Here is a 12698-nt window from a genome sequence, read left to right as displayed (position 1 = left end):
ACATTAACTTGTTGGAAATACCTAACTTTTTAAAAATGCCAAGTTGTTGGAAATGCTAAATGGTTGGAAATACTAACTTTTTGTAAAGACTAAAAATAATATTCCAACGCCAGTTCAACAAAATCATCCTTCCGCGCGAAGAACAACAAGTCTTCTGGGGTTTCGTTCTCAAACAACCACGCGTTTAATCGCCACTTGAGGTTGTTGTTAATACGGCTAGATGCTTCGAGCTTTGCACTGTAGACATCGCTGTTATCTAAGTCTTGAGTAATACCCGTTAACACCTCGGTCCCGTCTTCATCGTTCAAGGCGAAGCGCGCTCCAAGAAACACATCGTTTTGACCGACACTTTGGGCATTGTTGCCTCGGCTGTCGTACAGGTATTCAGCAATGAAGCCAATATCCCAATACGACTCTAGCGCGCCAACCCATGTGTATTCAAAGCCTGTCGCGACACCTGTGTGGTTGTCGTAGCTGTCACGATAAATGCTTTCAAGCTTCCATAACCAGTCGCCCATAATACCTTGCACATCTAACCCAAAATGCTGCATTTGCGCGTAATACGGCTTGAGTTCATTGCCTTCTACACGGTAATAAGGGTCGCGATTGATGCCGCCTAAGTAGCTTAAACCGACATCCCAATCGCCGTACATTTGGCTATAACGCAGTGCCACATCAACGTGCTTTTCTTCTTTCGATGATTCGTAAAGCGCATCGTCTGAAACGGGTACGGGCGTTCTTAACCGACCGTCTTCCCCTGCAAAGGTACGTTCACGAAAATAAGGCAGTAACATAGCATCGATGGTTCCCCAGTCTTTGATGGACGTAAAGTGCACCATAGGCTGACCCAATTTCGATTCGCCATCGACCGATTCAATCGCATCAGTTTGGTTTACTACGTCCACTAAGTGCGCTGATTCAGTCACGCCCCAGAACACTTTGCCGACGCCCACTCGCAGTTCATAATCGTCCCAATAATTGAGATACAGAGCTTCGCGAACGTCACCATGGGTTCGCTCATCGTCTTCGCTGTCTAGGCGATAAAACGGCGTGAAGGTAAAGCTGCCATTGCCCTCTTGTTGCTCCCAGTAAAACTCCGGTTGCAACACCAGTGAGCTTTGCCCTTTATCCTGCCCTTGTAAGCCGTCACTAAAGAACTGCCTGTGTTCAAGGTTAACCTGCCCTGCTAGCTGTGGAGTGACTTGTTCTACGAACTCAGAGCTAAAACCTGCCGCCACACATGGCAACGACACCTGCATTAGCCCAACGGTCGCCGCCAAGGTTAAGGATAACTGCGTTCCTGTTAACACAATCCTTTTCATATTCTTGCCTTACTTTGCACGTTTAAGTGTGTTTTTTTGAAAATCCTTGTCCTTAAGACCGGTCTGGAACGCTAAATCTGTCGTGGTTAATACCGTACTTTTGCCTGTTTGGTGGTTTTGCATCGACATGGTGTGCGCGCGCCAGTATTGGTTTAGGTATTGTTTGTAGTCTTGGAACGAGAGGGTTTTTAGCAATGCGCCTTTACGGTCGTAAAACTCCACTTGAACGGGGCGGTAATATTGTTGGTCTAGCCATACTTTCTGCATGGTGTAGCCAGAGTTTTTATCGGTCGGAACTTGCTCCAATACAAAGGTATCCACGCCTTGGATTTTGGCGTTTTCAATGTAATTGAAGGTGTACTTTCCTAGCTCGAACGAGCTCAAGTCTTCGTAAGCAAATTCACTGCCCATAAACGGGCCCGATTTGTTACGTGAAGAGATGCGTTTTACTCGTTTCAATGCTGGCAGATACAGCCATTGATCATCTGATTTAGTGATGTGGGAATGGTTTAGAAAAGCCGTGCCTTTTACGTCACGCGGCTCATCAAAAATGGTCAACCCTTTGTCGCCATCGTCATCCACTTCTAACGACTTCAATCGCATTAGGCGCGAGCTACTTTCGCCTTGTTTGTTGCGAAGTAGCATTTCCATGGTCGCAACAGAATCGCCCCACCCCATATCGACGGCTTTGCGTTGCTCAGCGATCTCTAGGCCTTTCGCTGGGTCGGCTAACGCAGGGAAAGCCACAAATGCGCCAATAGTCATCAATGACGTTATTAGTGTTTTCTTTGTAATAGAGTGTTTAAAGCTTTTCATAATGATCTCCTTGAGTCAGCCCACCGCAGCAGGCTGACGATTCCTTATTTAATCGAAGTAGTCAGTTCGGCTGTTGGATTAGTCTGTGACTGAGTGTCATGCTTGTTTGAGTAGTGGGTCTGTTTGTCGAAGATCATCAGCAAGCTAGGTAGCAAGATGAAGTCGACCACCAACGCAATGAAAATCACAATCGCGCTGAGTAAGCCCATGTCGGAATTGAGTCTAAAACTCGACATCGCCAGTACAGAGAAACCCGCCACAAGTACGACAGTGGTGATCCACAATGCGCGTCCAACAGTGTGGAAGGCGTATCGAACCGCTTCTTCTGCTGATTTCCCCTCCATTCTGGCGCGTTGGTATTTACTTAAGAAATGCACTGCATCATCGACCACGATACCCAACGTGAGCGTGACCACGACTGACAAACCCAAGTTGATTTCACCGGAGATAAGCGCCCACAAACCAAAGCCAATAATCGCAGGCGCAATGTTTGGCACTAGGCTGATTATGCCTAAGCGAACCGAGCGCAATGCGAAGATCATCAGGCCAGAGATAAGCACTAAGGTGATAGGCAGAGTTGATAGCATGCTCGCCATGTTGGTTTCGCCTATGTGAGCAAACATCAGTGACGGACTCGATGCGACCACTTCATATTGAGGCGCGTTGGCTGCAAACCATGAGTAGATACGTTCTTCGAGTTCCACCAATTCCACGCTGCCTAGGTTGTCGACCGTCAGCACCATTTTGATTGATGATTTATCTACATTGATTTGGTTATTCAAGTCCAAGCCGTACGGCAGAGACATCTCATAAAGCAGCAGATATTGCGCGGCAAGTTCACGGTTAAGCGGCAATTGGTAGTAGCTTTCATCGTCGCCATGCATGTTCTTGTTCAAACGCATGTAGACATCGGAAAGCGTGGCCACATGATCGGTTTCTGGTTGAACACGCAGCCAATCGGTAAAGTCACCAATCGCTTGCAAGAACACAGGATCAGCTATCGCTTGAGATTCGTTGGTTTTGACCGCGATGCTGATGGTGGTCATGCCGCTTACAGTCTGTTCCATGAAGTCCGCTGCTTGTCTGAATTCGCTTGAGGTATCGAAATACTTCACCGATTCATCATTTACTCTGTTCAATGGAATTAACGCGGCAGCGCCAACGATAACTAGAGTAGAAATAGGCAATAACGCTTTGCGGTTAGCAACGACAAAATCACCGAGCTTATCCATGAAGGTCACTTTGCTTTCCGCTGCTTCATTGGCTGGTAAAGTCTTAACTGGCAAGAGCTTTAACAGCGCAGGAAGCATGGTCACAGAGAGGAAGCACGCGATGATCACGCCCAATGCCGACAAGTTCCCGAAGTCTCGTAATACGGGAGAGTCCGACATATTCATCATCAAGAAACCAATCGCGGTGGTGACAGAAGTAATTAAGATCGGCATCGCATTAAGCTTGATACTGTATTGAATGGCTTGTGCTTTCTCCATCCCGCGCTGCATGGCTTGTCTCATGGTCACAATCACGTGAACACAATCGGCAACAGCAAGGGTTAACACCAAGGTTGGCACGTTAACCGTTGCGGTGCTGAGGAACATCCCTGCCCAGCCAGATAAACCCATGGTCGCGACAATCGAAGAGATAATCACAACTAAGGTAGCAAGCACGCTAAAGAACGAGCGCAGCATAAAGGTTAGAAACACCAACACAACTAGCAACATTAATGGCACCAGTGTTGAGCTGTCTTCTTGAGCCGAAGTCATAAAGGCGTTGTTCATGGCAATGATGCCCGCTTTATGGAATTCAACATTGGGATATTGTGCTTCATAGCGGTCAATCATGGCGTTGATAGCCGCAATGACTTCTTGTACTTCCGCCGTTTTGTCCACTTCGGGCAATTGCACCGTCACGTTCACAATGGTCACGTCACCAGAAGCCGATACCAATGCATTCTTAAGCAGTGGTTCGTTGAGGGCGATCTGTTTTACTTTAGCGATCCGCTCTGGTGTGTGCTCGTATTCTTCGTACAGCAAATCTTCCACTAACAAGTCGTCTTCAACGGCTTCGGTATGCTGATAATTGGCCAACGAATCGACACGGCTTGAGTACGGGATCTGCCAGGCATCGACCGTGAGGTTTTGAATTAAGGTGAGGGTTTCTGGAGTGAAGACATTGCCGCCTTCAGGTGCGACAACAATCGCAAGGTTGTCGGTTTTCGCAAAGGTAGTTTGAATTTCATCGAACGCCATCAACTGTTTGTTGGTGCCTTCGAAGAATATGTTGTAGTCCCCTCTAAAGTAGAGGTTCTTCGCCCCTAATGCAGAGAGCATGATGATTGAAAAAACCACCAGCAGAACGATAAACGAACGCTTGGTCGGTATTGAGTGCCAACTGTTATTTAGATCCCCGTTTACGCTATCGACATTACGGTTATCTCGATTTTGGTGATCGAAAGCGGGCTTCTGGCTGTCATGTTCCATCACAGTCTCCATTTGTGACGATTCGTCATAGTTGTGTCTTAAAAAGCCAGCCGAAGCTGACAAAAGACACAATTCTTAGTCATACACTCAAGAAAACCAAAACAACACTAGGCAAACTTAAGTTTATGACGAATCGTCACTAATGGTTATTAATAAACCCACATAGGTGGGTTTAGTTGAAGCTTATCGACCTACTGACTCTAAGTAAGCGACTTCTTCACTGAACAGTTCTTGTTCTACACGGCGCCAGGTTTTACGGTAATCCCAATCACTCGAAAGGGGCTGCCAGTTGAGGCCGTCTAAAATCATGTTCGCGTTATGTAATACTGAATACGGATCTTGTAACCGCTTGATACAATGACTGTTTGAAGCATTCTGAGACAAAGCATTTGAACCAAATGCGATTGACCAGTTGGCGAATACGATGGCATCTGAACCCACGCCAGAAGAGAACTTTAGGTCACCGGCTTCTACTGCTTGATTGACGAGCAGATCCGCTTGTTCGATAACGATTTCTTCTAATTGATTCATCTCGGCCACGCGTGCACTGGAGGCTTTCTCTAGTACCCATGGGCTTTTCGCCATAATCGCGCAAGTTGATAATACCGGTTCCATGCGAGCATAAACTCGGTACGCAACATGCAATGCCACAATCTTTTCGCGTGAGTTGCCTTCAAACTCTCCAGAACGAGCAAACAACAGTGCCTCAGACTTTAGAGAATGAATACATAACGCTAAAACCACGTCTTCTTTACTGCAAAAGTGATTGTATATCGTACCTTTAGAATAAGAGCTTGCCGCCGTTAGCCTATCCATCGTCAGGTTTCCGAACCCTTGTTCTCGAACCAGATCTTTTGCTAACAACATCAATTCTACTTCTCGGTCGGCTATGGATTGCTGCTTCTTAGACAGCACCGCCTTGCAACCAAAGATACTTTGTTTATCGCCTTTACAACCAAAGCCAAACATAATTTTTCAGTCCGTATTTGAGCTTAGCTATTACCTAAGCTTAATCAGCATTTAAAACGCTCCTGTCTAATATATTAACACGAATAGTAAATTCATGTAGTTAACCATTTTATGACGCTTCGTCATTTCTGACTTATCGTCATAATAGCGCAAATATTGATCATATCAAGGTGTTTTATAAATTAAATACAACTTATGAATGGATGGATAAATATGTCAGTAAGTAGATAGAGAAATCATCAGCAGTCACTAGAGAGAGAAGATAGGCGCTTTCATGGGACAACACGAAAGGTGAGAAGCTCATTCTTAACGTTAATAGACCACGTTATTTTAAGTCTTGGTGCAGAATCAGACCCGAAAAATGCGCGCGTAAACCCCATCTTTAGCCACCTTCTGACCTAGAATGAATGAGTGTAGGCTTACTTTTTGGGGCAGACCTCTCCTTATGGTCAATATTTGGCTTACTAATGTCGTTTTCTGTTAAGTTGCTATAAATTCGGTAAGGGGTGACTTACAATAGTGACAACGACTTACCTTTTTTGAGAACACGATATTGAGCGCCAAATATTCTTATTTAGCTTGGCAAGTGAATACTTCTAGCCCGGCAGAAAAGCTGGTTTTATTGATGCTTGCAGATGGTGCTGATGAATTCGGTTACACCAATGTGTGCCTGCAAACGGCAGGTCAGCTTTGTGCTCTCTCTACGTTTGGTTTAGCCGACTGCCTTAAGTGTTTAGTCGACCAAGGTTTCCTCGATAAGATGAAAGTAGACTATCGAGATAAGAAAGAGATTCACGTTTTCAAAATGCTCATTGAGCAAGAGCAAGCTACGGCGCACGTTGAGGTTCAACCGACCAATAGTATTCCGGTCTACTCTACTGCACCTGCACCTGCACCTGCACCTGCACCTGCACCTGCACCTGCACCTGCACCTGCACCTGCACCTGCACCTGCACCTGCACCCAAGTTTCAGCCTGCTCCGGCACCAATGCAACACATGCAGCAGGCCCCTCGCCCACAAGGTCGAGGCTCAATGAACAGTAACACCGTCTCTACTCATGATCTCAACGAAGAAGAGATACCATCATGGGCAGAACGTGCGTTTAAATTCTCCGGTTTGACCGGTGACCATAGTTTAGTATGGAAGAAATTTGTCCTCTGGTATAAAGCCAAAGCCAATGAATTAATGCCATTATCTCGGATTGAATCCAAGCTGCAGTACTGGCTAGTTAACGAGAAGCAAAATGAAAGACAACAACAGCAGAAGACCTCTCAATATTCAGGAAATGCAGGACAAGCTCAAGGAAATGGGTATAGACAAAAGCTTAGCCCATCTGAACGCTTCAGGCAGCAGCTCATTCAAAAAGGCAAAAAGCCAACCTTCTGAGCCAGCTCAACCTGTTGTACCTGACGCTACAGTACAGCCTAACGCACCTGAAGTGATTGAAGCACAAAGTACAGAAGTGAATGTAGCGACACCAAACGCTGCGGGCTCTGGTGCGTCTCAACAAGTGCCTGTTGTTGATCAAGATCCAGCAGAGCTTGAGCTAACCGATTGGTGTATCCATGTGTTCGGTTCTTTCTTGAGCGTGTACGAAACTCAGTGGGAATACCAATACGGTAGTGAACCGAGCGGTAAGTTTCTTGAGTTTGCCCACTCTGTTGACTCAGACGGCCTTAACCGTGTGCTAATGCACTGCCATGAGCGTATTCAACTTGGCAACAGTTGGCCGCCGCAAATGGGTGAGCTTTGGATCCTTAAAGATTCTTTGACTGAAGAAGAGCTGCTTGATAGCCGTATTCGTGTGTTGTCGCGCGCAGCTGTTAACAACATTGAAAAATGGCTTATCCAAAACAAACTGTACGACTTGAAGCGCACGGCTGAAAACAAGCTCGATGGCCTGTTTAAGAAATACTACTTGGAAGCAAAGCGTTTAGATGAGAAAGGCATGCTGGAAACAGAATTGCCGCAGTTCCTGCTTGCCGCTAACTCAGTGAAGAACCTAAATGACTTGAAACGCGAAGAGTATGAAAGCCAACACGGCAAAGCGATTAACCCAAGAATTCAGAAGATTCTAAACAGTAAGAAATAGCGCTGCTCGCTTAACTTATACCGCTTAAGTCAGCGACATTACTATTCTACAGATACAAAAATGCCAGCTATCAAGCTGGCATTTTTTATGAATTCTTACGAACTCTTTAACGAACATCCATCATTAACTGTAAGTAAGTGACTAACTATCAGCTCGTCACTCACTATAAACAATTACAGTAGGTGGATAGTTGCGTTTAGCGTAAATACGCCAGAGTCGTCATCTTTCATTTTGAAGTTTTGGTAGCTAGCGCCTACAGATAGTGGGCCAAAGATGAAGTATTCAGCGCCTACACCGTACATGATATCCTCTCCTGATTGCTTGAAGCCGTCAGATTTAAGATCGTAAGAGTGAACACCAGCCTTCGCGTATACGTGAAGAGGACCGAAGTCGATGCTTGGCTTGATCGCTAGGTAAGCAGTGCTTGCATCTAGGTTTGTAAGGTCACGGTTGCCGTACTTAACGCTGTCGAAAGAACCAAGATCCCAGTAACCCGCTTCAATACCGATTAGTGGCAGGATGCCTGTACCCACGTGGATACCCATCGCTGTTTCTTCTTCATTACCTAATGAGTTTTGACCACCCATTACGCCGCCGTACAACCAAGAATCAGCCATTGCTGTTGAAGATGCACCTAGCAGTGCTAGTGCCAATAACGTTTTTTTCATATTCGACCTTTTTCGTCCTAGTGGCAGGCCTTGAGTGGTAATAAATTGCCACCAAGTCGCCCTGTATGTAATAACTATTCAATTAGTAATGCAATAGCAAGATTTATACCTAAACCTTGCTATTGCGTCTAGCTTTATTCCTTAGCAAGCATCAATCGCGTTTTTAACACGCTTATCTGATACTGGGTAAGGCGTTCCGAGCTGCTGTGCGAAGAAGCTTACACGAAGCTCTTCTACCATCCAACGCACCTCTTTTACATTTTCTGGAACCGCGATCCCTTTTGGGATTTTATTCAGCAGCTCTTTGTAATCATTCATTACTGACTCAACTTTGATCATATGCAAGCGATCTTTGTTCGGGTCAATCGGCAGTTTTTCCATGCGGCGTTCAATCGCTCTCATATAGCGTAGAATATCCGGCAGGCGTTTCCACCCGCATTCTGTGGCAAACCCCTTAAAAATCAAACCTTCTACCTGAGCTTTTATGTCAGAAAGTGCGAATGCCATTGAAAGATCGACACGTCCTTTCAGCTTCTTACTGATGCTGAATGCGGTCGTTAGGATGGTTTCAACCTGTTGAGCAATTTCAACCACGCTGTCGCCCAGCTCTGCACGTACGTGTTCTTTCAGTGCTTCAAACTGCTCTGGTTCCCAAACCAAACCGCCCTTCTCTTCAATCAGCTTATCAATACCACAAGCGATACAGTCATCGATAAGATCGAGCACCTGTCCGTATGGGTTGAAATACAAGCCAAGCTTAGATTTGTTCGGCAAGTTAGAGTGCAAATATTTGATCGGCGATGGCACGTTCAACAGGATTAAACGACGCTGACCCGATTTCATTGCCGAGATCTGCTCTTGCTCGGTTTCGAACAATTTGATCTCTACGCTGTCTTTAGAATCCACCAGCGCTGGGAAGGCTTTAACATCGTAGCCGCCACGCTTCTGTTGGTAGACTTTTGGTAACTCACCAAAGCTCCACGTATGCAGGTTTTGCTGTTCGATGTCATCGTCTGCCACTTTAGAAAGCGTTTCTTGAACCTTGTCTTTTAGGCTCTCTTTCAATTCATGCAAGTCTTTCTGTTCTTTAAGCTTACGCTTGCGATGATCTACAGCGCGGAATGTTACCTTCAAGTGCTCTGGAATCTGGTCTAACTTCCAGTCATCACGTACTACTTCCACACCTGTCATGCGGCGCAGCTCTTTTTCAAGAGAGTCCAACAACGGTGCTTCAAGTGGTGTCACACGAGCCAAGAACGCATCAGCGTAGTTTGGCGCAGGCACAAAGTTACGGCGTAGCGTTTTAGGTAACGACTTGATTAGGCTAATTACCAGTTCCTGACGTAGGCCTGGGATCTGCCAATCAAAACCGTTTTGGTCAATCTGGTTCAAGATAGGCAGCGGGATATGGACCGTTACACCATCGTTGTCATCGCCCGGCTCAAATTGATAGCTCAGCTTCAGCTTGATACCATTTTGGTGCCAGAAGTTAGGGTAATCCAAATCAGTAACGTGGCTTGCATCACCGCGGAACAGCATCGACTTTTCGAAGTTAAGCAGCTCTGGTGTTTTCTGGCTGGTCTTCTTCCACCATGTATCGAAGTGACGGCCTGAAACAGCCTCTTCGCCAACACGTTGGTCATAAAAGTCGAACAGTTCATCATCGTCGATCAAGATGTCACGACGACGCGATTTATGTTCTAGCTCTTCTACTTCTTGCAGTAGCTTACGGTTCTGCTTGAAGAAGGCATGTTTGGTTTCCCACTCACCTTCAACCAAAGCGCTGCGCACGAACAATTCACGGCTGACAGTGGCATCAATCGCACCGTAGTTCACTAAACGTTTCGGGATGATTGGGATTCCGTAAAGCATCACTTTTTCGTGTGCCATTACTGCCGCTTGCTTCTTCGACCAATGTGGTTCGCTGTAGCTGCGCTTAATCAGGTGTTTTGCTAGTGGTTCAATCCATTCAGGCTGAATCTTAGCGATAACACGACCCCAAAGTTTTGAGGTTTCCACCAGCTCAGCAGACATGATCCACTTTGGTTGTTTCTTAAATAAGCCAGACGCAGGGAAGATATGGAAGCGCGCGTTACGAGCACCTTGATATTCATTCTTCTCTTGGTCTTTCATACCGATGTGCGAAAGCAAGCCTGATAGCAGTGACATGTGAATGCCATCGTAGCTGCCCGGCTCTGTATTCAGCTTGGTATCCAATTCACGCATTGCTTGGTGAATTTGGAAGTACACATCTTGCCATTCACGGATACGTAAATAGTTCAGGTAATCTTGCTTACACTGTTTGCGGAACTGGTTACTCGACAGCTCTTTTTGTTGCTGCTTAACGTAATCCCAAAGGTTCACAAACGTGATGAAATCTGACTCTTTATCGAAGAAGCGTTTGTGCTTATCGTCAGACGATTGTTGCTTGTCTGATGGACGCTCACGCGGATCTTGAATCGACAATGCAGAAGCAATAACCATTACTTCGTGCAGACAGCGGTTGCTTGGCGCTTCAATCACCATACGCGCTAAACGCGGATCAATCGGCAGCTTAGCGAGCTTGCGACCAATCGCGGTTAGCTTCTTCTTGTCGTCGCCATGATTCTTGTTTTTGTTCGCAGACGGTTCGACTGTCGCGATCGCACCCAACTCTTCAAGCAGCCTTACACCATCTTGAATGTTACGTTTATCTGGCGCTTCAACAAACGGGAATGCTTGAATGTCGCCTAAGCCTAGCGCAGTCATCTGAAGGATAACCGATGCTAGGTTAGTACGAAGAATCTCTGGGTCAGTAAACTCTGGGCGTGATTCGAAATCTTCCTCAGAGTACAAACGAATACAGATACCTTCCGCAACACGACCACAACGACCTTTACGCTGGTTCGCACTCGCTTGAGACACTGGCTCAATCGGTAGGCGTTGTACTTTAGTACGGTAGCTGTAACGGCTAATACGCGCCGTACCCGGGTCGATGACATACTTGATGCCAGGAACGGTTAACGAGGTTTCAGCCACGTTAGTTGCCAGAACGATGCGTCGACCAGTATGAGACTGGAAGATACGGTTCTGTTCGCCTGCAGAAAGACGCGCGTACAGCGGAACAATCTCAGTATCACGCAGGTTACGTTTACTTAAAGAATCGGCAGTGTCACGAATTTCACGTTCACCGTTCATGAAGATCAAGATATCGCCTTGCCCTTCATCACACAGCTCATCTACCGCTTCAAAGATACCTTCGATTTGGTCACGGTCTGAATCACTTTCATCACCACCTAATGGGCGGTAACGCGTATCAACTGGGTAAGTACGACCTGATACTTCAATGATCGGCGCATTGTTAAAGTGCTTCGAGAAACGCTCAGGATCGATGGTCGCTGATGTAATGATAACTTTAAGATCAGGACGCTTTGGCAGAAGCTCTCTTAGGTAACCCATGATGAAGTCAATGTTCAGGCTACGTTCGTGGGCTTCATCGATAATGATGGTGTCGTATTGGCTTAAGAAACGGTCGTGCTGAATTTCCGCCAGTAAGATACCGTCGGTCATCAATTTGATTTGCGTGTTATCAGATATTTGGTCGTTAAAACGAACCTTATAACCAACAAAATCACCCAACTGTGTTTCCATCTCTTCCGCAATGCGGTTGGCAACTGAACGTGCCGCAAGACGACGAGGCTGAGTGTGGCCAATTAAGCCCATGCGGCCACGGCCAAGCTCAGAACAAATCTTTGGTAACTGAGTGGTTTTACCCGAGCCCGTTTCACCCGCCACGATAACCACTTGGTTTTCAGCAATGGCTTTCGCAATGTCATCGCGCTTTTGGCTAACAGGGAGAATCTCTGGATATTCGATGGTTGGTTTGTGCGAGGCACGCTGATTTGCCGTCATCATTGACTTGGCAATGTCTAACGCTATCTCATCGAAGACAACGTTCTTAGATTGTTCGTTTTTAATTCTACTCGCACCAGCAATTCGCTTACTCAGACGGAAGCGATCGCGCATCATACATTCGTTGAGCGCTTTACGAAGAGAAGCTGGGCTATTTTGAGATGCTTTTGTATTGGCTGCTGCTGAATGATCGGCAGGTTTAGCTTTTGGTTGATTAGTTTTTGGTTGTTTAGCTTTTAAATGCTTAGCAGGTCGGTTCGATGCAGGCTTATTCGATTTCGCTTCGTTCTGTGGAGAACTTGGCTGTGCTGCATTCTTGTTGTTGTCTGCTTTTTCCGGAGACGAAGTCAAAGCGTGTCCTATTCTTGTACTTATTAAACTCGCGCGATTATATCACAAGTCTCAAACAAAAAAGCCTGACAACAAAGGGAAAACCTTTCGCTATCAGGCTGATTATTC

Annotated in this window: 8 protein-coding genes; 2 read left to right on the top strand and 6 right to left on the bottom strand. The window is 46.1% G+C overall.

Annotation, left to right across the window (positions count from 1 at the left end; all coding sequences use genetic code 11):
- Positions 1-89: 89 nt before the first annotated feature.
- From AC3CH4_RS06265 to AC3CH4_RS06250, 4 genes are all read right to left on the bottom strand, one after another.
- Complete coding sequence (locus tag AC3CH4_RS06265) at positions 90-1322, bottom strand: hypothetical protein (protein WP_488543456.1); 1233 nt, start codon at positions 1320-1322, stop codon at positions 90-92.
- 9 nt (positions 1323-1331) lie between these two features.
- The gene (locus AC3CH4_RS06260) at positions 1332-2087 is read right to left on the bottom strand and encodes an outer membrane lipoprotein-sorting protein (RefSeq protein WP_488543621.1); all 756 of its coding nucleotides are present in this window, start codon (positions 2085-2087) and stop codon (positions 1332-1334) included.
- Positions 2088-2182: 95 nt separating this feature from the next.
- Positions 2183-4681: an efflux RND transporter permease subunit gene (locus AC3CH4_RS06255; RefSeq protein WP_488543455.1), complete on the bottom strand. Its 2499-nt coding sequence runs from the start codon at positions 4679-4681 to the stop codon at positions 2183-2185.
- 120 nt (positions 4682-4801) lie between these two features.
- The gene (locus tag AC3CH4_RS06250) at positions 4802-5587 is read right to left on the bottom strand and encodes a TetR/AcrR family transcriptional regulator (RefSeq protein ID WP_017074568.1); all 786 of its coding nucleotides are present in this window, start codon (positions 5585-5587) and stop codon (positions 4802-4804) included.
- Between the two features lie 553 nt (positions 5588-6140).
- Here AC3CH4_RS06250 and AC3CH4_RS06245 point away from each other — a divergent pair.
- Positions 6141-6974: a hypothetical protein gene (locus tag AC3CH4_RS06245; protein WP_488543454.1), complete on the top strand. Its 834-nt coding sequence runs from the start codon at positions 6141-6143 to the stop codon at positions 6972-6974.
- Positions 6895-7680 carry a hypothetical protein gene (locus AC3CH4_RS06240; protein WP_017085629.1) on the top strand — a complete coding sequence of 262 codons (786 nt, stop codon included), beginning with the start codon at positions 6895-6897 and terminating at the stop codon, positions 7678-7680. The genes AC3CH4_RS06245 and AC3CH4_RS06240 overlap by 80 nt, the downstream gene beginning before the upstream one ends.
- 173 nt (positions 7681-7853) lie before the next feature.
- Here AC3CH4_RS06240 and AC3CH4_RS06235 read toward each other — a convergent pair whose 3' ends face one another.
- Together AC3CH4_RS06235 and hrpA are read right to left on the bottom strand one after the other, a co-directional pair.
- The gene (locus tag AC3CH4_RS06235; protein WP_017077897.1) at positions 7854-8348 is read right to left on the bottom strand and encodes an outer membrane beta-barrel protein; all 495 of its coding nucleotides are present in this window, start codon (positions 8346-8348) and stop codon (positions 7854-7856) included.
- A gap of 141 nt (positions 8349-8489) precedes the next feature.
- A complete protein-coding gene (hrpA, locus tag AC3CH4_RS06230) occupies positions 8490-12590 on the bottom strand; it encodes an ATP-dependent RNA helicase HrpA (RefSeq protein WP_488543453.1) in 4101 nt (1366 codons plus the stop codon).
- Positions 12591-12698: the final 108 nt, after the last annotated feature.

Source organism: Vibrio sp. QJM3NY_26 (assembly GCF_057786005.1).
The sequence above is the reverse complement of the archived record's forward strand: the minus strand, read 5'-3'. Positions and strand labels throughout refer to the sequence as shown.

What these genes read in the sequence shown, in the direction of transcription:
- AC3CH4_RS06260 (WP_488543621.1), bottom strand. Translation starts at nt 2,087, where the DNA reads ATGACTATTGGCGCATTTGTGGCTTTCCCTGCGTTAGCCGACCCAGCG.
- AC3CH4_RS06250 (WP_017074568.1), bottom strand. Translation starts at nt 5,587, where the DNA reads ATGTTTGGCTTTGGTTGTAAAGGCGATAAACAAAGTATCTTTGGTTGC.
- AC3CH4_RS06235 (WP_017077897.1), bottom strand. Translation starts at nt 8,348, where the DNA reads ATGAAAAAAACGTTATTGGCACTAGCACTGCTAGGTGCATCTTCAACA.
- AC3CH4_RS06265 (WP_488543456.1), bottom strand. Translation starts at nt 1,322, where the DNA reads ATGAAAAGGATTGTGTTAACAGGAACGCAGTTATCCTTAACCTTGGCG.
- AC3CH4_RS06240 (WP_017085629.1), top strand. Translation starts at nt 6,895, where the DNA reads ATGGGTATAGACAAAAGCTTAGCCCATCTGAACGCTTCAGGCAGCAGC.